We start from the raw sequence: 25,624 nt of genomic DNA on the forward strand, positions 1-25,624 counted from the left end.
GGCCCGCTCCTCCCATTCCGATTTCCGAATTCCGGACGCAAAGCCATGAGCGACTTCGACTTCACCTCCTTCCTCAAGCTGATGGTGCACAAGCAGGCGTCGGACCTGTTCATCACCGCCGGCGTGGCGCCGTCGATGAAGGTGCAGGGGCGCATCGTGCCGATCACGCAGAGCGCGCTGTCCATCCAGCAGTCGCGCGACATGGTGCTCAACGTGATGACGCCCTCGCAGCGCGAGGAGTTCGAGAAGACCCACGAGTGCCAGTTCGCGATCTCCGCGCAGGGCGTGGGTCGTTTCCGCGTGTCCTGCTTCTACCAGCGCAACTGCGTGGGCATGGTGCTGCGCCGGATCGAGTCGAAGATCCCCACCATCGAGGAACTGACCCTGCCGCCGGTGATCAAGCAGCTGGCGATGACCAAGCGCGGCATTATCATCTTCGTGGGCGGCACCGGCACCGGTAAGTCGACCTCGCTGGCGTCGATGATCGGCTACCGCAACGCCAATTCGACCGGCCACATCATCACCATCGAGGACCCGATCGAATACGTGCACAAGCACGAAGGCTGCATCATCACCCAGCGCGAGATCGGCATCGATACCGACAGCTGGGAGAACGCGCTGAAGAACACCCTGCGCCAGGCGCCCGACGTCATCATGATCGGCGAAGTGCGTACGCGCGAGACGATGGAGCACGCGATCAACTTCTCCGAAACCGGCCACCTGTGCCTGTGCACCCTGCATGCGAACAACGCCAACCAGGCGATGGACCGCATCCTGCACTTCTTCCCCGAAGACCGTCGCCAGCAGCTGTTCATGGATCTGTCGCTGAACCTCAAGGGCGTCGTGGCGCAGCAGCTGATTCCCACGCCGGACGGCAAGGCGCGCCGCGTGGCGGTGGAGATCCTGCTGGGCACGCCGCTGGTGCAGGACTACATCCGCCAGGGCGAGGTCCACAAGCTCAAGGACGTGATGAAGGAATCCAACCTGCTCGGCATGAAGACCTTCGACCAGAGCCTGGTCGAGCTGTACCACGCCGGCGAGATCAGCTACGAGGACGCGCTGCGCCACGCCGACAGCGCGAACGAGGTGCGCCTGCGCATCAAGCTGGCGCAGGGCGGCGACGCGCACACGCTGTCGCAGGGCCTGGAAGGCGTGGAAGTGGAGCAGACGCGCGGCGGCGACAACTTCGGCGGCGGCTTGCTGCAGCGCTGAGCGGCGACCGGAAACCGAAACGAAGAAGGCGCCCATCGGGGCGCCTTCTTCGTTTCGGTTATGAAAAGTGCGGCCAAGAATGGCCGCCCGTTTGATCTTCGCGATCATGGCCGATCGCAAAAGCCAAGCAAGTTACTGCTTGAGCGTGGTGCGGCTGGTGACGACGATGCCGTTGCTGTCCACGTGCATTTCGGCATCGATGCTGTCCACGCGTTGCGCCTGCGCCTCCATCACGGCGAACTGCGCCTTGCTGCGGGCGGCGTCGGCGGCAGCCTGGGCGGCGGCTTCGTCGGTGGGCGTGGTGCTGCCGTCCATCGATGGAGCGTCGCTCTTGCTCATCTCGGCCGCGGCGGCGGCGAGGCCGTCGGACTTCGCTTCCATGAACTTCAGCCAGTCCAGGTACATGCCGCCGGAGAGGTGCATGCGGGCCATCTGGCCCGGGTCGCCCGACGGCTCGCGCAGGATGGCGGTGAGCTTGGCGTCTTCGCCCGCACCGATGCCCACGGCAAGCGCCTTGTCGCTGGTGGCGAGCCAGCCCGGCTGCTCGAGCATGCCGGTCACGTCATGCGGGAGAGCCACCGGCGCGGCATTGGCGGCAGGCTTCAGCGTGGCCAGCGCCGGCACCATCATCTGGCCGGTGGCGAGCAGGCCGGCGGGGTCGCTGGTGGCCAGCACGACGCGGCCGGTGAAGTCCGGCAGGCTGCTGGTCTTGTCGGTGCCCAGCGAGTCCAGCGCGACGCGCAGGCCGAGCAGGTTGCCGAACGGCGGGATCGCCGTCTTCGGCAACGACTCGCCAAGCTTGGCGAAGCTGGCATTGAGGTCGGTGAGCATCGGGCAGGTGAACGGCTTGGCCGCCACGGCGTCGGCCTGTGCCGACCAGAACGTGCGTAGAGAAACCACCGGCAGCGCGAGGCTGAGGTCGAACGGTGCCGTCTGGCCGCTGCCGCCCAGGCCGGGCAGCTCCACCTTGAGGCCGCCGAAGGCCTTGACGATGTCGTCGGCCAGCGCGAGGTCGAAGCGGCCGTCCTGGTGCGTGGCGTCCAGCCGGGTGTAGCCGAAGCTCATCGACGGCACGCGCGCGGCAATGCGTGCAGCCTCGGGCGCGCAGGCGGGTGAGGTCTGCAGCAGGTTCGATACCGGCTCGCCGGTCTTGGCCGATTCGGCGCCGGCGCGGGCCTTTTCCAGCGAGGCGACCAGCGGATCGCTGCCGGAAATCACCAGCGGCAGCGCGCGGGTGAGGTCGAACTGGCCGACCAGCCATTTCGCGTAGCCCTTGTCCTTGGCCAGCGTGTCGAGGCGGCCGTCGTCCTGCAGGCTCTTCGCCGGGCGGTCCAGGCCCAGGGTCTGGCGCAGCAACGGCGTGGCGGCGTCGGCCGGGAGGATGGCGGCCACCATCTGCTTGCCGACCACGGCGAGCACCAGCTCGGCGCCCGAGGCGGTGAACACGTGCAGGCGGTAGTTCTGGGTACCGAGGTTGGCCGTGTCGAGCTTCTTGCCGTAGGCGGTCTCCAGCCGGCCCACGAAGGCCTCGAAGGCCTTGGGATCGGCCAGCTCGACGCGCAGCACCGGCGCCATGCCTTCGCCGTACAGCGCGAAGCGGCCCTTGAGGTCGAAGCCGGTGGACTGGGCGAAGCCCTCGATGGTCTTGCCCTTGTATTCCGCGGCGAAGGCGCGCACGAGGTTCGCCGCGTCGGGATCGTTGACCTGCAGGCGCGTGGCATAGGCTTCCATCTGCGCCACTTGCGCAGGCAGTTGCAGGTCGGCCTGGGCGAGCAGCGCCTTGCGCGTGTCGTCGTCCAGCACGGCCAGGTTGGCGGCCACGTAGGGTGTATCCGCGGGCGCGAAGGCCAGCGGTGCGTCCTTGTCCTTGTGGGCACAGGCCGCTAGCGCGACACAGGCCAGACCCAGCGCGATGAAGCGCGTCCTCGATTGCATGATTTTCCCCGGGTGGTGAATGCCACTACGGGCATTATGCCCGTTTTTGAAGGTCTGTTGCGGCGCAAAAAGGTGTGTGCGGCTACCGGCCGCAGGAATTCACCGCGCCAGCAGTTCGCCCAGTACGGCCATGCGCACGAACACGCCGTTGGCGACCTGTTCGAGGATGCGCGACTGCGCGCCGTCGGCCACGTCGTCGGCGATCTCGATGCCACGGTTGAGCGGGCCGGGATGCATCACCAGGCAACCCTTGGCGGCCAGGGCCAGGCGGCGCTGGTCGAGGCCGTAGTGGCGGAAATAGGCGGCCTCGTCGGGCAGGTCGGTGGAGGCCATGCGCTCCTTCTGCAGCCGCAGCATGATCGCCACGTCGGCGCCCGCGATGGCGCTGTCGAAATCCTCGGTGAGGCGGCAGTGCGGCAACTCGTCGGCTTCCGGCAGCAGCGCGGCCGGCCCGCACAGGCGGATTTCGCCCACGCCCAGCGCGGCCAGCGCGTGCACGTCGGAGCGCGCCACGCGCGAGTGGCGGATGTCGCCGCAGATGGTCACGACCAGGTTCTCGAAATCCGGCCGGTGCTGGCGGATGGTCAGCGCGTCCAGCAGGCCCTGGGTGGGATGGGCGCGGTTGCCGTCGCCGGCGTTGATCACCGACACGCCGCTCATCGCGTGGCGCACCAGCTCGTCCGGCGTGCCCGATACCTTATGGCGCACGATGATCGCGTCGAGGTGCATGGCCTCCAGCGTGTGCAGGGTGTCGTACAGCGCCTCGCCCTTGTTGGCCGAAGAGAAGCCGATGTCGAAGTTCACCACGTCGGCGCCGAGCCGGCGCGCGGCCAGTTCGAACGAGGTGCGCGTGCGCGTGGACGGCTCGAAGAACAGGTTGAGCACGGTGCGTCCGGCCAGCGTGTCCAGCTTGCGGGTGCCGTGCGCGCAGGCGTCGCGCAGTGCGATGGCGCGGTCGAGCAGGCGCTCGATGCTGGCGCGCGGCAGGTGTTCCAGCGTGGTGAGGTGGCGCAGGCGTGGGCTCATGGCGAAGTGGCTTGGGTGGAAAGGTCGGAAGGGGCCTGGGCGAGCCAGCGTTCGAGGATCACGGCGGCGGCTTCGGCATCGATGGCGGCGGCGTCGCGGCGGCGCTTCAGGCCCGCGGCGCGCGCGCCGGCGAAACGGTGCGCGGCTTCCTGCGAGCTGTGGCGCTCGTCCACCAGCGCCACGGCGGTGCCGTAGCGGGCCTCGAGCTGCTCGGCGAAGCGGCGGGCGCGGCGCGTGGCAGGCTGCTCTTCGCCGTCGAGGGTGAGCGGCAGGCCCACCACCAGGGTCTCGGGCAGCCACTGCGCGCGCAGGGCGTCGAGTGCGGGCCAGTCGGGCGCGCCGTCGCGCATCCCCACGATGCCCAGTGCACGGGCGCTGGCAGTGAAGCGGTTGCCCACGGCGACGCCGATCACCTTGCTGCCGACGTCGAAGCCGAAGGCGCAGCTCATGCGTGGCCCGCGTAGCCGGCGAGCTGCAGCGGATCGACGCCGACCAGGCCGGCGGCGGCGCTCCAGCGCTCCTCCAGCGGGGTGTCGAAGATCACGCGCTCGCTGGCTTCGACGGTGAGCCACGCGTTGGCCATCAGCTCCTGCTCCAGCTGGCCGGCGTCCCATCCCGCGTAGCCCAGCGCCATGATCGCCTGGCGCGGGCCTTCGCCCGCGGCCATCGCCACCAGGATGTCGCGCGAGGTGGTCACCGACCAGTGCGTGTTGATGCGGTAGCTCGATTCCCAGTGTCCGGGTTCGCGGTGCAGCACGAAGCCGCGCTCCTGCTGCACCGGACCGCCGATCAGCACCGGCGCGTCGGCCAGTTCGGGGTCGCTGCATTCCAGCTTCATCTGCGCCAGCACGTCGCCGAAGCGGTAGTGCGAGAGCTGGTTCACCAGCAGGCCCACCGCGCCTTCTTCGTTGTGCTGGCAGAGCAGGGCCACGCCGCGCGAGAACGGCGGCTCGGCCAGGCCAGGCATGGCGATCAGGAAGTGGCCGGTGAGGGTGGGCGGTTCGGTGCGGCTCATGCGCGCATTGTAATCCGCCCGGTGTTATTTGCTCCGCAGCACGTTGCCGGGCAGGAATTGCCAGGTGCGGGTGATGTAGAGCTGGTCGACTTTCGCCTCGGGGGGCAGCGGAGGGTAGGGCGCGGCCAGCCGCACGATGCGTTCGGCGGCGGCGTCCAGCAGCGGCTGGCCGGAACTCTGGATCACGTTGATGCTGTTGATGCTGCCGTCGCGATTGATGCCCACGGTGAGCAGCAGGTCGCCGTGCAGTCCGCGCCGGCGGGCTTCTTCCGGGTAGTTGAGGTTGCCCACCCGCTGCACCCGATCGGACCAGCCGCGCATGTAGGCGGCGTAGACGTATTCCTTGGTGTTCGCCGAGATGTACTTCTTGCGCGGGCGCTTGGCGTAGGCCTGGGTCTGGTCGCGCACTTCGGCGGCGAGCTGGGCCATTTCCTGCTGGCGGCGCAGGTCCGCGGCGCTGGGCGCGTCCTGCGGCGGCACTTCGGTGTGCGCGGTGTCGCTGGTCACGCTGAAGCTGCTTTGCCCGCTGGTGGTCACCATGCGCTGCGGCGTGGCCTCGCGCGGCTGCGGCGTGGCGGCGTCCACGGCCTGCATGGCGGTGCCGGGGAGCGGCTTGGGCAGGGCGCCGGAAACGGGCTGCGACGGCTGCGCGGCGTGGTCGCTCTGGCCGCCGCCGCGGTTGTTCGCCTGCGCCAGGAAGTCGGCCTGGTCAGGCGCCTCGCGGTTGGCGACGTTGACCAGGGTAATGTCCAGCGTGGGCAGGCCGGGGTCGATCTTGGCGTAATGAAAGGTGATGCCCAGCAGCAGCACGCCGTGCAGCAGCAGCGAGAACAGCAGGGTCGCGCCGATGGGGTCGGCGGCAGGGCGTGCGGCAGTGGAACTCACGGAGCGGCGTTCTCGATGGCGTCGAACAGCAGGCCGGCGATATTAAGGCCGAACTGCGCGTCCAGTTCGCGGGCGCAGGTCGGCGATGTGACGTTGATCTCGGTGAGGTAGTCGCCGATCACGTCGAGGCCCACGAAGCGCAGGCCGCGCCGGCGCAGTTCCGGCGCCACCTGGGCGGCGATCCAGCGGTCGCGCTCGGACAGCGGTACGCCTTCGCCGCGGCCGCCGGCGGCGAGGTTGCCGCGGAACTCGTCGCCCTGCGGGATGCGCGCCAGCGCGTAGGGCACCGGTTCGCCGTCGATCAGCAGGATGCGCTTGTCCCCGGCGCTGATCGCCGGAATGAATTTCTGCGCGATGGCAAGCTGCCGCCCCTCGCCGTGCGGGCCGCCGGCCAGCAGGGTTTCCAGCATGGAGTTGAGGTTGCTGTCGCCGGCCTTGACCTTGAAGATGCCGCGGCCGCCCATGCCGTCCAGCGGTTTCAGCACTGCCTCGCCGTGTTCGGCCACGAAACGGCGCAGCTCGGCGGGATCCCGTGAGACCAGGGTGGGGGCGCAGCACTGCGGAAACTGCAGCGCGAACAGCTTCTCGTTGCAATCGCGCAGCGCGCGGGGATCGTTCACCACGTTCACGCCGCCGCGCTGGGCCGCTTCCAGCACCATGGTGTCGTAGATGAACTGTGCGTCCACCGGCGGATCCTTGCGCATCAGCACCACGTCCAGCTCGCGCAGGTCGCGCCATTGGGCCTCGCCCAAGGTGAACCAGTCGCGCGGGTCGTCGCGCACCTCGAGCGGGCGCAGCCGCGCCCACGGCGCGCCGTCGCGCAGCGCCAGGTCACCCTGTTCCATGTAGCGGAGGGCGTGGCCGCGCCGTTGCGCCTCCAGCAGCATGGCCAGGCTGGTGTCCTTGGCGGGTTTGATCGCGCCGATGGGATCCATCAGCACCGCGACCGAAAGTGGCATCGTGATTCTCCAGGGAAGATTTTGCGATGTGGGGCATCGACGGGGAGAAACGATGTTCTCCCACGCGGGCGGTCGCGACAAGCGCATCCGGCGTCGATGTGCTGTGGCAGGGCCAACATGGTCGAAGGAGGTCACATTGAGCGTCATTCCGCGCGCTTAATGCGCGATGTTGCTTGACGAGATGGCAGGCAGGCAGTAAACAGCAAGCCTTGCGCATCCTGCCGGAGAGTGGGTGTCGCGAAGTCGCAACAACAATGGTGTTTCTTGTCATGTAAGCCAGCGGCACGCTTGTTGCGTGCCTTAGCTCGGCAATCCTGGGCCCGCCGTTGGGCAACAGGGGGGGAGTGATGAATTTGAACGCGAATGGTCTGGCCGGCCTGCGGGTCATGGTGATCGACGACTCCAAGACCATCCGCCGCACCGCGGAAACCCTTCTCAAGAAAGAGGGGTGCGACGTGTTGACCGCGGTGGACGGCTTCGAGGCGCTGGCCAAGATTGCGGACCAGAGGCCCGCCATCATCTTCGTCGACATCATGATGCCGCGTCTGGACGGCTACCAGACCTGCGCGCTGATCAAGAACAACCCGCAGTTCCGCGCCACGCCGGTGATCATGCTCAGCTCGAAGGACGGCCTCTTCGACAAGGCGCGCGGCCGGGTCGTCGGTGCCGAGCAGTACCTCACCAAGCCATTCACGCGCGACGAGCTGCTTGGCGCCATCCATCATCACGTCAGCACGGTATCGGGCGGCTGACCGCAGATTCTTCAGGGGGAACCTGTGGCCGACATTCTCATCATTGACGACTCGCCGACCGACGTGCGCGTGCTGACCGCGCTGCTCGAGCGCGCGGGTCATCAGGTCGCTTCCGTCGGCAACGCCGAGGAAGGCATCGAGCGCGTGCGCAGCACGCCGCCGCCCGCGCTGGTCATCATGGACGTCATCATGCCCGGCATGAACGGCTTCCAGGCCACCCGCACGCTCACCCGCGATCCGGCCACCGCCGAGGTGCCGATCGTGATGATCACCACCAAAGCCATGGAAACCGACCGCGTGTGGGGGCTGCGCCAGGGCGCGCGTGCCTTCATCACCAAGCCGGTGAACGAGGGCGAGCTGCTCGCCTGCATCAACCAACTGCTGTCGAGCGCGGCATGAACGCAACGTCCGGACTCACCCCGTTCGAAATACTGGCCCGCTACGAGCGGCTGTCTCTGGCGCATGCCTCGGATACCCGCGAGCGGATGGACGCGCCCGGCCTGTGGCGCGGCATCGGCTACCGCGTGGGCTCGCGTACCCTGGTCAGCGAGATCGGCGAGATCAACGAACTGCTGGCGATGCCGACGCTCACCGCGGTGCCCGGCACGCGGCCCTGGCTGCTCGGCGTGGCGAACGTGCGCGGCAACCTGATGCCGGTGGTGGATTTCGGCCGTTTCCTGTTCGACGAGCGCACGCCGCTGACCGAACGCGCGCGCCTGCTGGTGGTGCGCCAGGGCGGCGGCAGCGTGGCTCTGCTGGTGGACGAAGTGTTCGGCCAGCGCACGGTAGACGAACAGCAGCGCCGCACGGCAGGGCAGGAAGAAGATCCGCGGCTGGCGCGCTTCGCCGAGCAGCGGGTGGGCGACGGCGAGCAGCAGATGGCGATATTCAGCATGGGCAAGCTGGTGCGTGCCCCCGATTTCCGTCAGGCCGCGGCCTGATCCACTGAGTCACGACGGGCGCATGCAGCAGGTCCGGTGCCGCAAGGGGCCGGAAACTCCAAAGATCAAGGATCCGTTCCGGCCGTAGTGCCGGGGCCGGTCCGGCGAAGCAGACGGGTGAGGTGAACATGAGCACTACAGGGGGCGTCGGCAAGGAGCGTGGGAATACCGCACTCATTGTCATGTTGCTGGTCGCGATCGGTTTTGCGGCCCTGGATTTCTGGCAGCTCAACGTGAAGAACGGCGAAGACCGCCAGGCCGTCGCGTTGACCACGCAGATCCAGGTGCTGTCGCAGCAGACCGCGAAATTCGCGCTGGAGTCGTCCGACGGCAACGCCGATTCGTTCAAGGAGCTGGAAAGCACCCGCAACGCGATCGACTCGGCCGTGCGCAAGCTGAACAAGGGCGATGCGACCACCGGCATGCATGCCTACGCCGACAACAACACGTCGCTGGTCGGCCGCGCCTACGGCTCGCTGGACGGCGCCTGGAAGCAGCTGGACGGCGACATCGGCAAGATCCTCTCGAACAAGTCCGTGGTGCTCGACTCCGGCCAGAACGCGGCCACCGTGTCGCAGCAGATGCCGCTGCTCAACTCCAGCATGGAGCAGGTGGTCACCATCCTGCAGCAGCGCAACGGCAGCGCCGACCAGATGCTGGGCACCTCGCGCCAGATGCTGTCGGCCGACCGCATCATCCGCCGCGTGCAGGAAGTGCTGCAGGGCGGCGACAACGCCCAGGCCGCCGCCGACGGCCTGCAGCGCGATGCGCAGCAGTACGGCACGGTGCTGCAGGGCCTGATCCAGACCGACCAGAGCAGCGGCGTGAAGCCGATCGGCGACGCCAACGCGCGCAAGATCCTCACCGACATGCAGGGCAACTGGGGCAAACTGGCCGACCCGCTGGCCAAGCTGGTGTCCGCTTCCGGCAACCTCGCCGCGGTGAAGCAGGCCGGCACCCAGGCTTCGCTGGACTCGCAGTCGGTGCTGCTGCGCGCCAACGACCTCGCCGACCAGATCGGCAAGCTGCCGCTGCGCCGCCTGTTCCCGAACGTGTGGTGGGGCCTGCTGGCCGCGATCGGCGCGGTGGCCTTCGCCCTGTTGCTGGTGGTCAGCCTGGTGCGCGACCAGCGCCGCCGTTTCGCCGAGTCCACCTCGCTCAACCAGCGCAACCAGGAGGCGATCATGCGCCTGCTGGACGAGATGGGCGCGCTGGCAGAAGGCGACCTGACGGTGAAGACCACGGTGACCGAGGAAATCACCGGCGCGATCGCCGACTCGGTGAACTACGCCATCGACGAGTTGCGCACCCTGGTGACCACGATCAACGAGACCTCCGAGCAGGTCTCTTCGTCGGCACAGGAGACGCAGACGACCGCGCGCCATCTGGCCGACGCGGCCGAGCAGCAGGCGCAGCAGATCAGCACCGCGACCAGCGCGATCAACCAGATCGCCAGCTCGATGGACCACGTGTCGAAGAACTCCGCCGAATCGGCCGACGTGGCCGAACGTTCGGTGCAGATCGCTTCGCACGGCGCCGAGGTGGTGCGCGAAACGATCTCCGGCATGGACTCGATCCGCGACCAGATCCAGGAAACCTCCAAGCGCATCAAGCGCCTGGGCGAGTCCTCGCAGGAAATCGGCTCCATCGTGGAACTCATCAACGACATCGCCGAGCAGACCAACATCCTGGCCTTGAACGCGGCGATCCAGGCGGCCTCGGCCGGCGAGGCGGGCCGCGGTTTCGCGGTGGTGGCGGACGAAGTGCAGCGACTGGCCGAACGCTCGACCAGCGCCACGAAGCGAATCGAGACCCTGGTGCAGACCATTCAGTCCGATACCAACGAAGCGGTGAACTCGATGGAGCAGACCACCGCCGAAGTGGTGGCCGGTGCACGCAAGGCGGAGGACGCCGGCAGTGCACTGGGCGACATCGAGCGCGTGTCGCACGATCTGTCGGCACTGATTCAGAACATTTCCAGCGCGGCGCGGCAGCAATCGGCGGCGGCGACGGACATTTCGCAATCGATGAACGCGATCCGGGAAATTACCTCGCAGACTTCGCAGGGTGCCAGCCGTACCGCCGATTCGATTGGTACGCTGGCGCAGTTGGCCAGCGACCTGCGTCGTTCGGTGGCCCACTTCAAGCTGCCGGGCTGATGCCTTGGCAGCGACATTTACTGACTGGGGGCAGTCTCGATGGTGGCGTGGCGATTCGCCGCGCAACCGCTGAGGGAAGTGCATGAGACTTCAAGACCACATCGATTTCACCACCCTCCAGTGGGTTCGTCCCGAACTGGAGCAGACCTTGTCGGACGCCCGCGAGTCGCTGGAGTCCTACGTCGACAACCCGGCCCGCCAGGACGCCATGCGCGCCTGTGCCGACCACCTGCATCAGGTGCAAGGCACGCTGCGGATGGTCGAGTTGCCCGGGCCGGCCATGGTGGCGACCGAGATGGAGATGCTCGCCATCGCGCTGCTGGAAGGCCACGTCACGCAGCGCGAAGAGGCCTATGCCGCGCTGATGCGCGGCATGATGCAACTGCCCGACTATCTCGAGCGCCTCGCCGGCGGCCATCGCGACGTGCCGGTGGTGCTGCTGCCGCTGCTGAACGACCTGCGTGCCAGCCGTGACCAGGAAGCACTGACCGAGGCGGCGCTGTTCCGCCCCAATCTCGACGCGTTCCTCCCCTCGCAGGCGCCGGCCGCCATGAGCGAGGCGCAGGCCGCGGAGCGCCGCGGCGAACTCGCCGAACTGCGCCTGCAATTCCAGCAGCACATGCTGGCCTGGTTCCGTGGGCAGTCGCAGTCGTTGCCCAGCATGCGCAAGGCGCTGCAGGCGATCGCCGCGCGCTGCTATCACGTGCATGGACGGCGCCTGTGGTGGATCGCCGCCGGAGTGGTGGAAGGACTTGAGCACGGCATGCTGGGGGCGCACGCCACCGAGCTGCGCCAGCTGCTCGGCAAAGTGGATCGCCACATCCGCCAGCTGATCGAACAGGGCGAGGGCAGCCTGCGCGGCGGCGATGCCGACGACTTGTGCAACCGCCTGCTGTACATCGTGGCGCAGTCGCGCCAGCACAGCCCGCACATGGAGCTGCTGCGCCGTACCTACGCGCTGGACAGCCTGCTGCCCGACGCCGACGAACTGGAACACGCCCGCGGCTCGATGGCCGGGCACAACCGCGCACTGCTCGATTCGGTGGCCAAGGCCCTGAAGGAAGACCTGCTGCGCGTGAAGGAAGCGCTCGACCTGTTCCAGCGCCAGCCGGGCGCCGATCCGGCTTCGCTGGCGCCGCAGTGCGAGCAGTTGGGTCGCGTGGGCGACACCCTGGGCATGCTGGCGCTCTCCGTGCCGCGCCGGGTGATCGAGGAACAGCGCCGCGTGCTCGAGGAGATCGTCGCAAAGCTGCGCCCCGTCGACGAGGAAAGCCTGCTCGACGTGGCCGGTGCGCTGCTGTACGTGGAAGCATCGCTCGACGACCACATCGAGACCCTCGGCGCGGGCGGGGAATTGCCGCACGAAGGCGATGCCGTCGCACCGGGGCTGCCGCGCAGCGAAGCGCAAAGCATCCTGAGCACCGTGATGCAGGAGGCGATCCGCAACGCCGAAAAGGTGAAGGAAGCCATCGTCGGTTTCGTCGAATCCGGTTGGGACCACACGGGCCTGATCGAGGCGCCGGCCCGGATGAGCGAGATCGCCGGCGCCTCGCGCATGCTGTCCGCCGAGCGCCCGGCCGAGCTGGCCGAAGGCATCGGCCGCTTCATCCACAACGAGCTGCTGGTCGACCGTCGCGTGCCGAGCGGCGCGCAGATGGACCACCTGGCCGACGCGCTGGCCGCGCTGGAGTACTACCTGGAAGCGGCGCAGGAGCACCGCGGCGGCCTGGCGCACATCATCGACGTGGCCGAGCACAGCCTTGGCCAGCTCGGCTACTGGCCGTTGCCGGCCGAGCGCTCGCCGCTGCCGGGGGCATCCGCCGATGCGTCTGCGCACGACCGCGAAGGCGAAGCGCTGACCGAGTCGGTGAGCCTGTATGCCGGCAATGACCCCAGCCATCTGTTTGTCGCACCGGAGACGCCGCGCGAAGTACCAGCGCACGACGTCGAAGGGCTGCGCTATGCGCAGACCGAACTCACTGCGCCGCCTGCCATGGCAAGCGAAGATGCGGACTGGATCGAGATCGAAGAGGAAATCGAAGAGCAGGTGCCGGCCAGCGGCGTGCTCGCCGAAGGCTTCCATTTCAACCAGCATGCCGAGGGTATCGACGACGATATCCGCGAGATCTTCCTCGAGGAGATGCAGGAGGAGATCAACAACCTGCGCGGCGCCGAAGCCACCTGGCTGGCCGATCCCGCGCAGCTCGGAGCGCTGACACCTATCCGACGTTCCTTCCACACGCTCAAGGGTTCCGGCCGGCTGGTCGGCATCGCTGCGTTGGGCGAATTCGCCTGGAAGGTGGAGGACATGCTCAACCGCGTGCTCGACCACACCATCGAGCCGCACGAGGGCGTGCAGGCACTGGTGCGCCATGCCATCGACGCGCTGCCGCAACTGCTGGGGTCGCTGAAGGGCGAAGGCGCGCCGCATGCGCCGGTCGAGGCGATCATGCAGACCGCCGGCAAGCTGGCCGCGGGCGACGCTACCGCACGCATCGAGGATCACACGCCGGCCGCAACGGAAACCGTGCGCCGCATCGTGCGCCGCCGCGTGCCGCGGTTCGACGCCGCCGCCATTCCGTCCGCCGCCGTCGTCGATGCCCACAGCGTCGCCACGCCCGAGCCGGCCGAGCCGCTGGCAATGCTGGCCGTGTCGCCGCTGCCGTCGGTCGATCCGGTGCTTTTGGAAATCCTGCGCAGCGAAGTCGCGCAATACCTGCAGACCATCCGCACCGCGATCCATCGCGGCAGCGGCGAATTGCCGGTGAGCGAAGACCTGCTGCGTGCCGTGCACACCCTGCACGGCGCCATTGCGATGGTCGAGATTCCGCTGCTCACTCAGCTGCTGTCGCCGCTGGAGAGTCTGCTCAAGCGCGTGCGCCATGCCGGGCAGGCATTGCCGGTGGAAGGCGTGCGCCTGCTCGACCGTTCGGCCGACGTGGTCGACCAGACGATGGCCCAGTTCGACGTGGCCACGCCGCAGTTGCCCAACATCGACCAGCTCACGACGCAGCTGACCGAGCTGCGCGACCGCTATCCGGAGCCGTTGGTGGCGCATGTCGCCGCCGAGCACCATGCCGAACCCGCGTTGCCGCCGCTCGAGCATGCGGCCCATGCCGACGATGCGGCGACGAAGGAAGCTGGCGCGGACGAGCACGAGGCTGCAGCAGATCGTCCCGATCCGACGGAACAACCGGAGGAAACGGAGCGCCACGACGAGTACGCGGGGGCGCTGACGGCTGCCCTTGGCGCCTACGAGTTGCACGAGCACGAGGCGGCTCCGTCCGATGAGGAAGCGGATCGCGCCGAGGCCGAACGTGCCGAAGCCGAGCAGCGCGCTCGCGAAGCCGCAGAGCAGGAGGCGGCTGAACGCGCCGCCGCCGAACAGGCTGCGCAGCACGCCGAACAGGAACGCCTGGAACAAGAGCGACTCGAACAGGAACGACTCGACCAAGAGCGTCTTGAGCAGGAGCGCGCCGAGCAAGAACGTGCCGAGCAGGCGCGGCTGGCCCAGGAGCGCGCCGCTCGCGAAGCGGCGGAAGCGCAGATGCGCGCCGCGGCCGAGAAAGCGGCTGCCGAGCAGCGCGCCGCGGAAGCCGCCGCTGCCGAACAGGCGCGACAGGAAGCGGAACACGCCGCGGCCGAAGCCCGTCGCGCCGCGGCCGAAGCCGTGCGCGCCGCACCGGTCGTCGACGCCGCAGCCGCCCATTCGGACTTGCCGATCGACGCCGACCTGCTCGAGGTCTTCGTCGAGGAAGCGCGCGAAATCCTCGATCACGCCGACGGCGTGCTGGCGCAGTGGCATGCCGAGCCTGCCGCGGTCAGCCACCTCGGCGAATTGCAGCGCGACCTGCACACGCTCAAGGGCGGTGCACGCATTGCCGGCCTGATGCCGGTGGGCGATCTGTCCCACGCCATCGAGACGCTGCTGGAGAAGCCGGTGACCGGTGCGGCGCAGGCGATCCCGCTGATCGCCGTGCTGGAAACCAACTTCGACCAGCTGCACACCATGGTGCAGCACGTGTCGCAGGGGCAGATGCCGGCTTACCCGCAGTCCGCCATCGATCACCTGCTGGCGCTGGCCGGCGAGCAGCAATTCGCCGATGACGCGACGCTGGCTGCCCGTGTGGTGACGCCGCCGGTGCAGCCTGCCACGGCCGTGCCGCTGCCTGAACTGCTGCCCGAAGAGCACGGTGCAGGCGCGTCCTCGGCGCAGGAACAGATCCGCGTCCGCGCCGAGCTGCTCGACAACCTGGTGAACCACGCCGGCGAAGTGGCGATCTACCGCTCGCGCCTGGAACAGCAGGTGTCCGGCTACCGCTTCAACCTGGTCGAACTGGACCAGACCGTGCAGCGTCTGCGCAGCCAGCTGCGCATGCTGGAAATCGAAACCGAGGCGCAGATCATCGCGCGCTTCCAGCGCGAACATCGCGAGGCCGGAAGCATCACCGCGTTCGATCCGCTCGAGCTCGACCGCTTCTCGCAGCTGCAGCAGTACTCGCGCTCGCTGGCCGAGTCGGTCTCCGACTTGGTGTCCATCCAGGGCGTGCTCGACGAATTGACCCGCCAGGCCGAAAACCTGCTGGTGCAGCAGTCGCGCGTCAGTACCGAACTGCAGGAAGGTTTGCTGCGCACGCGCATGCTGCCGTTCGACACCATGGTGCCGAACCTGCGCCGCACCCTGCGCCAGGCCGCGCAAGAGGAAGGCAAGAACGCCCAGCTCTACGTGGACGGTGCGCACGGCGAAATGGACCGCAACCTGCTCGACCGCCTCAAGGCGCCGTTCGAGCACATGCTGCGCAATGCGGTGGCGCACGGCATCGAGTCGCCGGAGGAACGCCGCAAGGCGGGCAAGCCGTCGGAAGGCGCGGTGCGCATCCGCGTGACGCGCGAGGCCACCGAGGTGGTGGTGCGCGTGACCGACGACGGCCGCGGCCTCGACCGCGATGCCATCCGCAAGCGTGCGCTGGAACGCAGCCTCATCGCTGCCGACGCGCGCCTGAACGACGACCAGCTGCTCGGCCTCATCACCCAGCCCGGCTTCTCCACCGCCAGCACCGTCACCCAGCTCGCCGGCCGCGGCGTGGGCATGGACGTGGTGGCGAACGAGATCAAGCAACTGGGCGGTTCGCTGGCCATCGAGTCGCAACAGGGCAAGGGCACCACCTTCGTGCTGCGCCTGCCGTTCACCCTCGCGGTGACCCAGGCCATCCTGGTGCGCATCGGCGAGAACACCTTCGCGATCCCGATGACTTCGGTGCAGGGCGTGGCGCGCGTCGACGCCGATGAACTGATCGCGCGCATGGCCGAACACGATCCCGTGTTCGATCACGCCGGCGGCCAGTACGGCATCCACGAATTGTCCGATCTGCTCGGCCTGCCGCCGGGTGCGGCGCCGGAAGGCGAACAGCCGCCACTGCTGCTCACCCGCGCGGGCGACCTGCGTGCGGCGATCCGCATCGACGCGGTGCTGGGTTCGCGCGAAATCGTGGTGAAGTCCGTCGGCCCGCAGGTGAGTTCGGTGCCGGGCGTGCTGGGCGCCACCATCATGGGCGACGGCTCGGTGCTGGTGATTCTCGACCTGGCTCCGCTGGTCCGCCACGGCATCGCGCGTCGCGAGCAGCGCCTGGCGGACGGCATCACCGCGATCGACTTGCCGAAGGTCGAGGAACAGCGCGAACGGCCGCTGGTGATGGTGGTGGACGATTCGATCACCATGCGCAAGGTCACCGGCCGCGTGCTGGAGCGCCACGAATACGAAGTGGGCACGGCGAAGGACGGCGTGGACGCGCTGGAGAAGCTGCACGAGCGCGTGCCCGACCTGATGCTGCTGGACATCGAGATGCCGCGCATGGACGGCTACGAGCTGGCCACCCACATGAAGGCCGACCCACGCCTGCGCGACGTGCCGATCATCATGATCACCTCGCGCACCGGCGAGAAGCACCGCCAGCGCGCATTCGACATCGGTGTGGACCGCTACCTCGGCAAGCCGTACCAGGAAGCCGAGCTGCTGGCGCAGATCACGGAGGTGCTGGAGCAGCGCGCCGCCGAGCAGGCTGCGCAGGAGTCGCACCATGGCTGAAGCGCTGCCCGCGGTGGCACTCCTGTTCGATGATGCCGCACTGGGCAGCCATCTGCGCGAGGCGCTGCAGGAGCGCGGCGCGCGCATCGTGCACGAGGGCAATGTTGCGGGTTTCGACAGCGCGTTGCTGCGGCAGCTCGATCCGGACGTGCTGGTGGTGAACCTCGACGAGGACGACGACGAATCCTTCGAGCGCCTGTTCGGCATGATCGAGGGCGAGCGTCCGCGGCTGGTGCTCAACGATGCCCGTGCCAGCCATGCGCTGGCCGGTTGGGACCGTGCGCGCTGGGCGCGCCATCTGGCGATGAAGGTGCTGGCGAGCGGCGACGTGGATCCGCCGCGTCCGGCGGATGCATTGGCGGTCGAGACGGTGCCTACGGTGGCGGCTCAGGTGGCCGAACCCGTCGCGGCTTTTTCGCCGGAAGCGGGCTCCGACATGCCGCTCTCCGACGATCATCCGGATCACGCCGCTGAAGAGCCGGCAGCGCAAACCCTCGCTGCATCGAACGACCTGGAAGCTGAGCTGGCTGCCTTGCTTGCCGAACCGGCTCCGGCGGACCCGTCGGGCGCCGAGCTGGCCGCGCATTCCGGCCCGGGCGACGAATCCGTGGCGCACCACCTCGAAGTCTCGGCCGGCCTCGAGGCGGAACTCGCCGCGCTGCTCGCCAAAGATGAATCGCTGTTGCCGGAAGAAGAGCCTGCCCCGGTTGCCGTACGCGATGAACTGCCGCTGCACGATGGCGATTTCAGTTTTGCGCTGCACACTGGCGACGAACATGCCGCTGCCCAAACCGCACCCCCGCCGGTGCGTGCCGAAACAGCCAAGGCGCCTTCGGTGCCCGACAGCTGGGCGCTGGTCGACCATGACGCGGCCGCCCACGAAAACGCCGAGCCTGAGGAAGCCGCCAACTTCGGCGTCCAGAAGCTGAGCGCCGCCGATTTCCTTGCGCCTGACGTCGAGCCCGCCGAGGCGGAATTCCAGCCGACGATGAGCCTGGAGCTGGTGTCGATGGAGGAGGCCGTGGCGCCGCGCGCCTGGGAGCAGCAATCCTCCAACGAGATGCTGCTGGACGACCTCGGCAACGCGCTCAGCCGCGTGGTGCTGCTGGGAGCGGCGGTCGATGGCCTGGATTCGGTTTGCGCATTCCTGGCGAGCCTGCCTGCTTCCGCGGGGCACACGATTCTGCTTACCCAGCATTTCGGCACGCAGCCGGCCGAGGCGGTGCTGGAGCGTCTGTCGAACCATTCCAGCTTGCCGATACAGCTGGCGAAGCACGGCAGCCGCGCGCGCCGTGGCGAAGTGCTGCTGGTGCCGGCGAGTGGCCAGGTGCAGCTGCGCCGCGACGGTCGGGTCGAATTGCGCGAACACGGCGAAGACCGCGAGCCGTCGATCGACACCAGCTTCACCATGGCGGCGAACGCCTTCGGGCGCGACGCGCTGGGCATCGTGTTCGCCGGCCGCTCCACCGACGCCGTGGCGGGTTCGCAGGCGATCCATGATCGCGGCGGCCAGGTGTGGGTGGAGTCCGCCAACGGCGAACACTACGCCGACATGGTCAGCGGCATCTTCGCCGAACGGCTGGTGAGCTATTCCGGAACGCTGCACGAACTGGCAGCGCATCTGATCGAGGTCTATCCATGAGTGACGAGTTGCCCCGCGAAATCCGCTGCGTGCTGGTGCCGGCCGGCAGCCTGCGCCTGCTGCTGCCCAACACGACCGTAGCCGAAGTCATCACCCAGCCCGCCCACGAATCCGTGGAGGATGCGCCCGAGTGGCTGCTTGGCCGCTTCGCCTGGCGCGGCTGGCGCGTGCCGCTGGTGTCGTTCGCGCGCCTGGCGGGTGCGGGCGAGGGCGATGCCGAACTCACCGTGCGTGTCGCCGTGCTGAAGGCGCTGGGCGGGCATCCGAAAATGCCGTTCATCGCCGTGCTCACGCAGGGTTTCCCGCGCCTGACCACGCTCAACGCCGAGCTGATCATCCCCACCCACGATGGCAACGAGCTGCCGCCGGGCGTGCGCGCGCAGGTGCTGGTGCGCGACGACGTGGCCGTGATCCCCGACCTCGAAGGCATCGAGGCGGAGCTGGTGCAACTGCTGGCGCTGGACAAGCCGGAAGAACACGGCGAGCCGGAAGCGTTGGACGGCACCGCGTGACGGACCGCCGCCAGGCACGCGTCAGCAGCGTGCTGTTCGTGCTGGCCGGTGTGATGATGCTTGTGGCAGCGGTGATCGGCAGGCAGCCAGCCTTCTATGGCACGGCGGCGGCGTTCGTTGGTGTCGCGGTCGTGTTCTGGGCGCGGGCGCGGAAGTAGCTTCGCCCCCGCCGGTCAGAAATCCCCGTGCAGGGCCTGTAGCGCGGCCAATGCCGCCAGTCCGGCCGTTTCCGTGCGCAGGACGCGCGGTCCCAGCCGCAGATTGGTGAAGCCGGCCTCGCTCAGCAGTGCCACATCGCGCTCGCCAAGGCCGCCCTCCGGGCCGACCACCAGCAGCGCGCCATCGCGGACCGGCTGCATTTCGCGCGCGGAAACCGCGGCCTCCGGCAGCAGCGCCAGCCGCAGGGCCGCGTCGCCATCCAGCGAGGACAGCCAGGCCTGCAGCGGCATCGCAGGAAGAACCTCGGGCAGACAGGCGCGGCCACACTGCTCGCAAGCGCTGGCCGCCACGGCGCGCCAGTGCATCAGGCGTTTTTCCGCGCGGGCGGCGTCCAGCTTCACCTCGGAGCGTTCGGTGAGCAGCGGCACGATGCGCGCCACGCCCAGTTCGGTGGCCTTCTGCACGATCAGGTCCATTTTCTCGCCGCGCGCCACGCCCTGCGCAAGGGTGAGGCGCAGCGGCGATTCGCGATCCACGGCTTGCCGATCCAGCACCCGCACCAGCACTTCGCGCTTGCCGACGCTGGCTATCGTTGCGGCGTAGTCGTTGCCGTCGCCGTTGAACAGCGTCAGCGGGTCGCCTGCCGCGAGGCGCAGCACGCGTGCCACGTGCTCGCCGGCCTGTGCCGGCAAGGCCGTTTCGACTCCGGCAGCCAGCGGCAGGTCGACATGGATACGGATGGTGCGCATGGGGCGGATTACACCACGGCCCGTTCGATGCCGGACGTGGCCACTGCGACCAGGTGATCGATCTCCGCCTCGCTCACCACGTAGGGCGGCATGAAATAGATCACGTTGCCCAGCGGGCGCAGCAGAGCCTCGTGCTGCAGGCCATGCAGATATACGCGCAGGCCGCGGCGGTCTTCGGCGGGGAAGGGGCGGCGAATGGCCTTGTCCGCCACCAGCTCCACTGCGGCGATCATGCCGGTCTGGCGCACCTCGGCGACGTGCGGATGCGCGCGCAGCGGCTCCAGCCTGCGCGCGAGATGCGCCGCCAGCGCGCGGTTGCGCTCCAGCACCGGCTCGTCGCGGAAGATCGCCAGCGTGGCCAGCGCCGCGCTGCACGCCAGGGGGTTGCCGGTGTAGCTGTGCGAGTGCAGGAAGGCCTTGCCGGCGCTGTATTCGGCGTAGAACGCCTCGTACACGTGCTGCGTGGTGAGCACGGCGGACAGAGGCAAGGTGCCGCCCGTCAGCCCCTTCGACAGGCACATGAAGTCGGGCGACGTGCCGGCTTGCTCGCACGCGAACAGCGTGCCGGTGCGGCCGAAGCCCACCGCGATCTCGTCGGCGATGAAGTGCACGGCGAATTCGTCGCAGAGCGCGCGCAGCCCGGCGAGGTAGTCCGGGTGGTACATGCGCATGCCGCCAGCGCATTGCACCAGCGGCTCCACGATCACCGCACAGGTCTCGTGCGCATGGCGCTCCAGCAGTGTGCGCAGTTCGGCAAGACGGCGCACGGCGACCTGCGCCGGCGCCTCGCCGGGCTCGCCTTCATAGGCATCCGGCGAGGGCGCGAGGATGGGCGTGAGCAGCAGCGGGGCATAGGTCTTGCGGTACAGCGCCACGTCGCTTACCGACAGCGCGCCCAGCGTTTCGCCGTGGTAGCTGCCGGTGAGCGCGATGAAGCGGGTCTTCTCGCCGTGACCCTGGTTGAGCCAGTAGTGGAAGCTCATCTTCAGCGCCACTTCGATCGCCGCCGAGCCGTTGTCGGCGAAGAACACCTTGTCCAGCCCGGAGGGCGTGATGCGCACCAGCTCCTCGGCCAGTTCGATCGCGGGCGGGTGGGTGAAGCCGGCGAAGATCACGTGTTCCAGCGTCCGCGCCTGTTCCGCCAGTGCGGCGGCGATGCGCGGGTTGGCGTGGCCGAACAGGTTGGTCCACCACGAGCTGATGCCGTCGAGGTAGCGCCTGCCCTCGGCGTCGATCAGCCACGCGCCTTCGCCGCGCACGATGGGCAGCATCGGGATGGTTTCGTGGTCGTGCATCTGGGTGCAGGGATGCCAGATGTGCTTCAGGTCGCGCGCGGCGAGCGCGGCGTTGCGGTCGGGGGAGTTCGTCATCCGGTTATGATCGACGCGTGCCGGCATGCGCTCAAGTGCGCCTGCGAAACCTGCGGAAACCCTGTTTGAAAATCCTCAAGAAAATTCTCCTGGCCGTGGCCGTTCTGCTGCTGGCCGTGGCGGCCCTGCTGTGGTGGCTGCCCGCGCGCTGGGCAATGCCGCTGCTGCAGCCGTCGCTACATGGCCTGTGCCTGCAGCAGGTGGGCGGCACGCTGTGGGAGGGACATGCGGACCAGGTGGTCTCGCCGGCGGGTCGCGTGCTGGGCCGCGTGCAGTGGCAATTGTCGCGTACGGCCCTGTTCGGGCAAACCGACCTGCAGCTCGATTTCGCCGGACCGCAGTTCGGCATGGACGGGCATATCCGGAAGTTGCCCGCGGGCCAGGTGGACGTGGCTGATTTGCAGGCCCACGCCGAGTTGTCGGCGTTGATCGATCCGCGCATGCGCTTGCCTCTGGGCCAGCCGCGCGGCGAAATCGTGCTGAACGCACGGCATGCCTTGCTGCAGAGCGGTTGGCCGCTGGAATTGCAGGCCGACTGGCAATGGCGGCAAGCCGCAGTGCATATGAAGAACGATGATGTGGCCCTCGGCGATTTGCATGGCACGCTTGCCGCGCAGGGCGGCGTGATCCATGCACAATGGCAGGACGACGGCCAAGGTCCGCTGCGCACCACCGGCGATCTCGAGTTCAGCCTGCTGGGCTGGCGACTCGAAGCCGAGTTGCAGCCGCGGCGGGCCGACCCGGCGCTGCAACGCTGGATCGCGGCACTGGGCAAGCCGGGTGCCGACGGCGCCCTCCACATCGCACGCAGCGGCGGAATGGCCGCCGCCATCAAAGGAAAAACCGCGCAATGAACGCCGAAACCGCAGCGCAGGCCCTGGCCGCAGCACGCGAAGCCGCCGCCGCTGCCGCCGAGGTGATCCAGCATTACTGGAAGCGCGGCGTGGACGTGGAGATCAAGGGCGACGCCACGCCGGTGACGGTAGCCGACCGCGAGGCCGAGCAGGCGATCCGCAAGGTGCTGCGCGCGGCGCTGCCGGAGGCGGCCATCTACGGCGAGGAGTATGGCCTCGACGGCGCGCGCGACGGGCTGCTGTGGCTGGTCGATCCGCTGGACGGCACCAAGAGTTTCGTGCGCCGCACGCCGTTCTTCTCCACCCAGATCGCGCTGATGGACCGCGGCGAGCTGGTACTGGGCGTATCGAGCGCACCGATCTATGGCGAGACGATGTGGGCCAGCGCGGGCCATGGCGCGTGGTTCGAAGGCGAGCGCGTACGCGTGGCCGGCACCGCGGATTTTTCGCAGGCATCGATCTCCACCGGCAACGTGAAGACGCTCACCGGCGATGCGCGCTGGGCCGCGCTGGGCGCGATGATCCGCGACAGCAACCGCATCCGCGGCTACGGCGATTTCTGCCACTACCACCTGCTCGCACGCGGCGCGCTGGACCTCGTGGTCGAGTCCGACGTGAACATTCTCGACATCGCCGCGCTGGCGGTGATCGTGCGCGAAGCCGGCGGTGTGTTCACCGATCTGGAAGGCCGTGCATTGACGCTGGAAACGCGCAGCGTGCTGGCCGGCACGCCCGCGATTCATGCGGAAGCATTGCGGCGGTTCTCGCGCGATCGCGTTGGAGGGGCGTAACGGATGGGGGCCGCGATGGTTTTCCTGATGATCCTGCTGGGGGCGAGCCCCGTGCTGTTCGCGGCGCTGATCGGCGGCGTGGTGGCCCTGGTGTTCTGGCGCCGCGCACCGCGGTCGGCGCTGTTGGTGCTGATCGCATGCGCCGTGCAATTCGCGGTGACGTCGTTCGGTGTCTGGCTGCAGGGCTGGTGGCTGCCTGCCTCCAGGGAAGCAGGCGGGACGATGGCCCATTTCGCGCAGCTCATGGGGATCTGGGGCATGTGCGGCAGCGTATTGCACGCCGTGGTGATCGGCCTGCTGGTGTGGGCGGCATTCGCCCGCCGCCCGCAGGCACGAAGCGCCCCGCCGCCCCTGACTTGAGCCAAGTTACAATCGGCCGATGCCCAAGCTGCCCATCATCCACGCCACGCGCGATGTCACCGACAGCCGCTTCCTGCGGCTCGAGCAGGTGGACCTGGAGTTCTCCAACGGCGAGCGCCGCACCTTCGAGCGCATGAAGCCGGGCGGGCTCGGTGCGGTCATCATCGTGCCGATGCTGGACGCGGAAACCGTGCTGCTGGTGCGCGAATACGGGGTGGGTCTGGAACGTTACGAACTGAGCCTGCCTAAGGGGCGGCTCGATCCCGGAGAATCGGTGGAAGAAGGCGCCAACCGCGAGCTGAAGGAAGAAGTGGGCTACGGCGCGCGTCGCCTGACGTCGTTGCACGCACTCTCGCTGTCGCCGTCCTACATGACCCATATGGCGCATGCGGTGCTGGCGCAGGATCTCTACCCCGAACGCCTCGATGGCGACGAGCCCGAGCCGCTGGAAGTGGTGCCGTGGAAGCTCGCCGACCTGCACACCCTGGTGGCGCGCGATGACGTCACCGAAGGCCGTTCCATCGCCGCGCTGTTCATGGCGCGCGAATACCTTGCTGGAAGGATGCAACTGAAGTGAGCCTGCCGTTCGACCATCCGTTGCTGCTCGACATCGCCGTGCTGGCGCGTCGCGCGGGCGAAGCCATTCTCGAGGTCTATAGCCAGGACTTCGACGTCGAGCTGAAGGACGACCGCTCGCCGCTCACCGCCGCCGACCTCGCCGCGCAGAAGGTGATCGCGGAAGGCCTGGCGCGCATCGAGCCCGTGCTGCCGCTGGTTTCCGAAGAGGCCAGCCAGGCATCGTGGGAGCGGCGGCGCACCTGGGCGCGCCACTGGCTGGTCGATCCGCTGGACGGAACGCGCGAGTTCGTGAAGCGCAACGGCGAGTTCACCGTCAACATCGCCCTGATCGACAACCACGAACCCGTGCTGGGCGTGGTGCTGGCGCCGGTCACCGGCGACCTGTACGCCGCCGCGCGCGGCATCGGCGCGTGGTGGCAGGCGGAAGAGGGCGGCGACTGGGAGCGCATCAGCACCCGCGCGCTGGCGCGGCCGGCCATCGCCGCCGGCAGCCGCTCGCACGGCGGATCGCAGGAGGACAGCCTGCGCCGCATGCTCGGCGAGGATTACACGCTGCAATCGCTGGGCTCCTCGCTGAAGTTCTGCCTGCTGGCACGCGGCGGCGCGGACGTCTATCTGCGCCGCGGCCCCACCAGCGAGTGGGACACCGCCGCCGCGCAATGTGTGCTGGAGGAAGCCGGCGGCGCCGTGCTCGACCTGCACGGCAAGCCGCTGCGCTACGATCGCGGCGAATCGCTGCTCAATCCCGAGTTCATCGCGGTGGGCGAAGCCGGCCTCGATTGGGCCGCAAAGCTGCGCGACGCCGGCCTGCCATGAGCGACGCCCCGCGGCGCGGCATCGACGAACTGCTGGCGATCATGGCGCGTCTGCGCGACCCCGCGCAGGGTTGCCCGTGGGACGTGCAGCAGGATTTCGCCAGCATCGCGCCCTACACCATCGAGGAAGCCTACGAGGTGGCCGACGCCATCGACCGCGGCGACTTCGACGACCTGCGCGAGGAACTGGGCGACCTGCTGCTGCAGGTGGTGTTCCACGCGCAGATGGCGGCCGAGCAGGGGCGTTTCGATTTCGACGACGTGGCGCAGGCGATCAGCGCCAAGATGATCCGCCGCCATCCGCATGTGTTCGGCGAGACGCGCTACGCGGATCTGGCTGCACAGAAGCAGGCCTGGGAAGAACTCAAGGCGGCCGAACGCGCCGCCAAGGGCGAGGCGCACGACAGCAGCGCGCTGGCCGGCGTCTCGCGCGGCCTGCCCGAGTGGAAGCGCGCGACCAAGCTGCAGCAGCGCGCCGCCACGGTGGGTTTCGACTGGCCCGATCATCGCCCGGTGCTCGACAAGCTGGCCGAGGAAATCGGCGAGGTGCGTGCCGAGTTCGACGCCGGCGCCGATCCGGCGCGGCTGGAGGACGAGATCGGCGACGTGCTGTTCGTGGTGGCCAACCTCGCCCGCCATGCCGGCGTGGATTTCTCCCGCGCCCTGCGCCATGCCAATGCCAAGTTCGAGCGCCGCTTCCGCCGCATGGAGCAGCTGGCTGCCGGCGAGGGTGGCGTGCTGGCCGAGCGCGACCTCGTCGCGCAGGAAGCGCTGTGGCGCCGCGTCAAGCAGGACGAAGGCTGAATTCCTGCGATCGTCCTTGA

Annotated in this window: 23 protein-coding genes; 15 read left to right on the forward strand and 8 right to left on the reverse strand. The window is 68.5% G+C overall.

The window, feature by feature from the left end; translation table 11 throughout:
- Nucleotides 1-45: 45 nt before the first annotated feature.
- Nucleotides 46-1,212, forward strand: coding sequence for a PilT/PilU family type 4a pilus ATPase (locus tag IHE46_RS03495; protein WP_192163244.1), 1,167 nt, complete (start codon nucleotides 46-48; stop codon nucleotides 1,210-1,212).
- A 132-nt stretch (nucleotides 1,213-1,344) separates the two neighbouring features.
- Here the strand turns inward: IHE46_RS03495 and IHE46_RS03500 are convergent, their stop codons facing one another.
- The 6 genes from IHE46_RS03500 to gshB all read right to left on the reverse strand — a co-directional run bounded on the left by IHE46_RS03500 (nucleotide 1,345) and on the right by gshB (nucleotide 7,032).
- Nucleotides 1,345-3,147, reverse strand: coding sequence for a hypothetical protein (locus IHE46_RS03500; RefSeq protein ID WP_192163245.1), 1,803 nt, complete (start codon nucleotides 3,145-3,147; stop codon nucleotides 1,345-1,347).
- A gap of 99 nt (nucleotides 3,148-3,246) precedes the next feature.
- Nucleotides 3,247-4,173 (reverse strand): aspartate carbamoyltransferase catalytic subunit, encoded by a 927-nt coding sequence (locus tag IHE46_RS03505; protein ID WP_192163246.1) that lies wholly within the window; start codon nucleotides 4,171-4,173, stop codon nucleotides 3,247-3,249.
- Nucleotides 4,170-4,622: a Holliday junction resolvase RuvX gene (gene ruvX, locus IHE46_RS03510; RefSeq protein ID WP_192163247.1), complete on the reverse strand. Its 453-nt coding sequence runs from the start codon at nucleotides 4,620-4,622 to the stop codon at nucleotides 4,170-4,172. The genes IHE46_RS03505 and ruvX overlap by 4 nt, the downstream gene beginning before the upstream one ends.
- Nucleotides 4,619-5,188: a YqgE/AlgH family protein gene (locus IHE46_RS03515; RefSeq protein ID WP_192163248.1), complete on the reverse strand. Its 570-nt coding sequence runs from the start codon at nucleotides 5,186-5,188 to the stop codon at nucleotides 4,619-4,621. Before IHE46_RS03515 ends, ruvX begins: the two co-directional genes overlap by 4 nt.
- Before the next feature lie 24 nt (nucleotides 5,189-5,212).
- Nucleotides 5,213-6,073: a TonB family protein gene (locus IHE46_RS03520; protein WP_192163249.1), complete on the reverse strand. Its 861-nt coding sequence runs from the start codon at nucleotides 6,071-6,073 to the stop codon at nucleotides 5,213-5,215.
- On the reverse strand, nucleotides 6,070-7,032 hold the full coding sequence (gene gshB, locus IHE46_RS03525; protein WP_192163250.1) for a glutathione synthase: 963 nt from the start codon (nucleotides 7,030-7,032) through the stop codon (nucleotides 6,070-6,072). The genes IHE46_RS03520 and gshB overlap by 4 nt, the downstream gene beginning before the upstream one ends.
- Before the next feature lie 347 nt (nucleotides 7,033-7,379).
- On the opposite strand from gshB, the gene IHE46_RS03530 reads away from it, so the two are divergent.
- From IHE46_RS03530 to IHE46_RS03565, 8 genes are all read left to right on the forward strand, one after another.
- Nucleotides 7,380-7,784 (forward strand): response regulator, encoded by a 405-nt coding sequence (locus IHE46_RS03530; RefSeq protein ID WP_192163251.1) that lies wholly within the window; start codon nucleotides 7,380-7,382, stop codon nucleotides 7,782-7,784.
- A gap of 24 nt (nucleotides 7,785-7,808) precedes the next feature.
- Nucleotides 7,809-8,183: a response regulator gene (locus tag IHE46_RS03535; RefSeq protein WP_192163252.1), complete on the forward strand. Its 375-nt coding sequence runs from the start codon at nucleotides 7,809-7,811 to the stop codon at nucleotides 8,181-8,183.
- Nucleotides 8,180-8,725 (forward strand): chemotaxis protein CheW, encoded by a 546-nt coding sequence (locus tag IHE46_RS03540; protein WP_192163253.1) that lies wholly within the window; start codon nucleotides 8,180-8,182, stop codon nucleotides 8,723-8,725. Before IHE46_RS03535 ends, IHE46_RS03540 begins: the two co-directional genes overlap by 4 nt.
- Before the next feature lie 128 nt (nucleotides 8,726-8,853).
- Nucleotides 8,854-10,884: a methyl-accepting chemotaxis protein gene (locus IHE46_RS03545; RefSeq protein WP_192163254.1), complete on the forward strand. Its 2,031-nt coding sequence runs from the start codon at nucleotides 8,854-8,856 to the stop codon at nucleotides 10,882-10,884.
- A gap of 82 nt (nucleotides 10,885-10,966) precedes the next feature.
- Nucleotides 10,967-16,969, forward strand: a complete 6,003-nt coding sequence (locus IHE46_RS03550; protein WP_192163255.1) for an Hpt domain-containing protein — start codon at nucleotides 10,967-10,969, stop codon at nucleotides 16,967-16,969.
- On the forward strand, nucleotides 16,962-18,611 hold the full coding sequence (locus IHE46_RS03555; RefSeq protein WP_192163256.1) for a chemotaxis protein CheB: 1,650 nt from the start codon (nucleotides 16,962-16,964) through the stop codon (nucleotides 18,609-18,611). Before IHE46_RS03550 ends, IHE46_RS03555 begins: the two co-directional genes overlap by 8 nt.
- Complete coding sequence (locus tag IHE46_RS03560) at nucleotides 18,608-19,123, forward strand: chemotaxis protein CheW (RefSeq protein WP_192163257.1); 516 nt, start codon at nucleotides 18,608-18,610, stop codon at nucleotides 19,121-19,123. Before IHE46_RS03555 ends, IHE46_RS03560 begins: the two co-directional genes overlap by 4 nt.
- A complete protein-coding gene (locus IHE46_RS03565; protein WP_192163258.1) occupies nucleotides 19,120-19,281 on the forward strand; it encodes a hypothetical protein in 162 nt (53 codons plus the stop codon). Before IHE46_RS03560 ends, IHE46_RS03565 begins: the two co-directional genes overlap by 4 nt.
- A gap of 15 nt (nucleotides 19,282-19,296) precedes the next feature.
- Here the strand turns inward: IHE46_RS03565 and IHE46_RS03570 are convergent, their stop codons facing one another.
- Both IHE46_RS03570 and IHE46_RS03575 read right to left on the reverse strand, forming a co-directional pair.
- The gene (locus IHE46_RS03570; RefSeq protein ID WP_192163259.1) at nucleotides 19,297-20,031 is read right to left on the reverse strand and encodes a 16S rRNA (uracil(1498)-N(3))-methyltransferase; all 735 of its coding nucleotides are present in this window, start codon (nucleotides 20,029-20,031) and stop codon (nucleotides 19,297-19,299) included.
- Nucleotides 20,032-20,039: 8 nt separating this feature from the next.
- Nucleotides 20,040-21,401, reverse strand: a complete 1,362-nt coding sequence (locus tag IHE46_RS03575; protein ID WP_192163260.1) for an adenosylmethionine--8-amino-7-oxononanoate transaminase — start codon at nucleotides 21,399-21,401, stop codon at nucleotides 20,040-20,042.
- Nucleotides 21,402-21,466: 65 nt separating this feature from the next.
- Here IHE46_RS03575 and IHE46_RS03580 point away from each other — a divergent pair, with 65 nt between their 5' ends.
- From IHE46_RS03580 to mazG, 6 genes are read left to right on the forward strand one after another with little or no spacing between them, the layout of a single operon-like run.
- Nucleotides 21,467-22,255, forward strand: a complete 789-nt coding sequence (locus tag IHE46_RS03580) for a type II secretion system protein N (protein ID WP_192163261.1) — start codon at nucleotides 21,467-21,469, stop codon at nucleotides 22,253-22,255.
- Nucleotides 22,252-23,046, forward strand: coding sequence for an inositol monophosphatase family protein (locus tag IHE46_RS03585; RefSeq protein ID WP_192163262.1), 795 nt, complete (start codon nucleotides 22,252-22,254; stop codon nucleotides 23,044-23,046). Before IHE46_RS03580 ends, IHE46_RS03585 begins: the two co-directional genes overlap by 4 nt.
- Nucleotides 23,047-23,061: 15 nt before the next feature.
- Entirely contained in the window at nucleotides 23,062-23,406 is a 345-nt protein-coding gene (locus IHE46_RS03590) for a hypothetical protein (protein ID WP_192163263.1), read from the forward strand.
- A 19-nt stretch (nucleotides 23,407-23,425) separates the two neighbouring features.
- The gene (gene nudE / locus IHE46_RS03595; RefSeq protein WP_192163264.1) at nucleotides 23,426-23,983 is read left to right on the forward strand and encodes an ADP compounds hydrolase NudE; all 558 of its coding nucleotides are present in this window, start codon (nucleotides 23,426-23,428) and stop codon (nucleotides 23,981-23,983) included.
- Nucleotides 23,980-24,801 (forward strand): 3'(2'),5'-bisphosphate nucleotidase CysQ, encoded by an 822-nt coding sequence (gene cysQ, locus IHE46_RS03600; RefSeq protein WP_192163265.1) that lies wholly within the window; start codon nucleotides 23,980-23,982, stop codon nucleotides 24,799-24,801. Before nudE ends, cysQ begins: the two co-directional genes overlap by 4 nt.
- On the forward strand, nucleotides 24,798-25,604 hold the full coding sequence (mazG, locus tag IHE46_RS03605) for a nucleoside triphosphate pyrophosphohydrolase (RefSeq protein ID WP_192163266.1): 807 nt from the start codon (nucleotides 24,798-24,800) through the stop codon (nucleotides 25,602-25,604). Before cysQ ends, mazG begins: the two co-directional genes overlap by 4 nt.
- Nucleotides 25,605-25,624: the final 20 nt, after the last annotated feature.

It is taken from the genome of Rhodanobacter sp. DHG33 (genome assembly GCF_014843005.1).
Lineage (GTDB): Bacteria > Pseudomonadota > Gammaproteobacteria > Xanthomonadales > Rhodanobacteraceae > Rhodanobacter_A.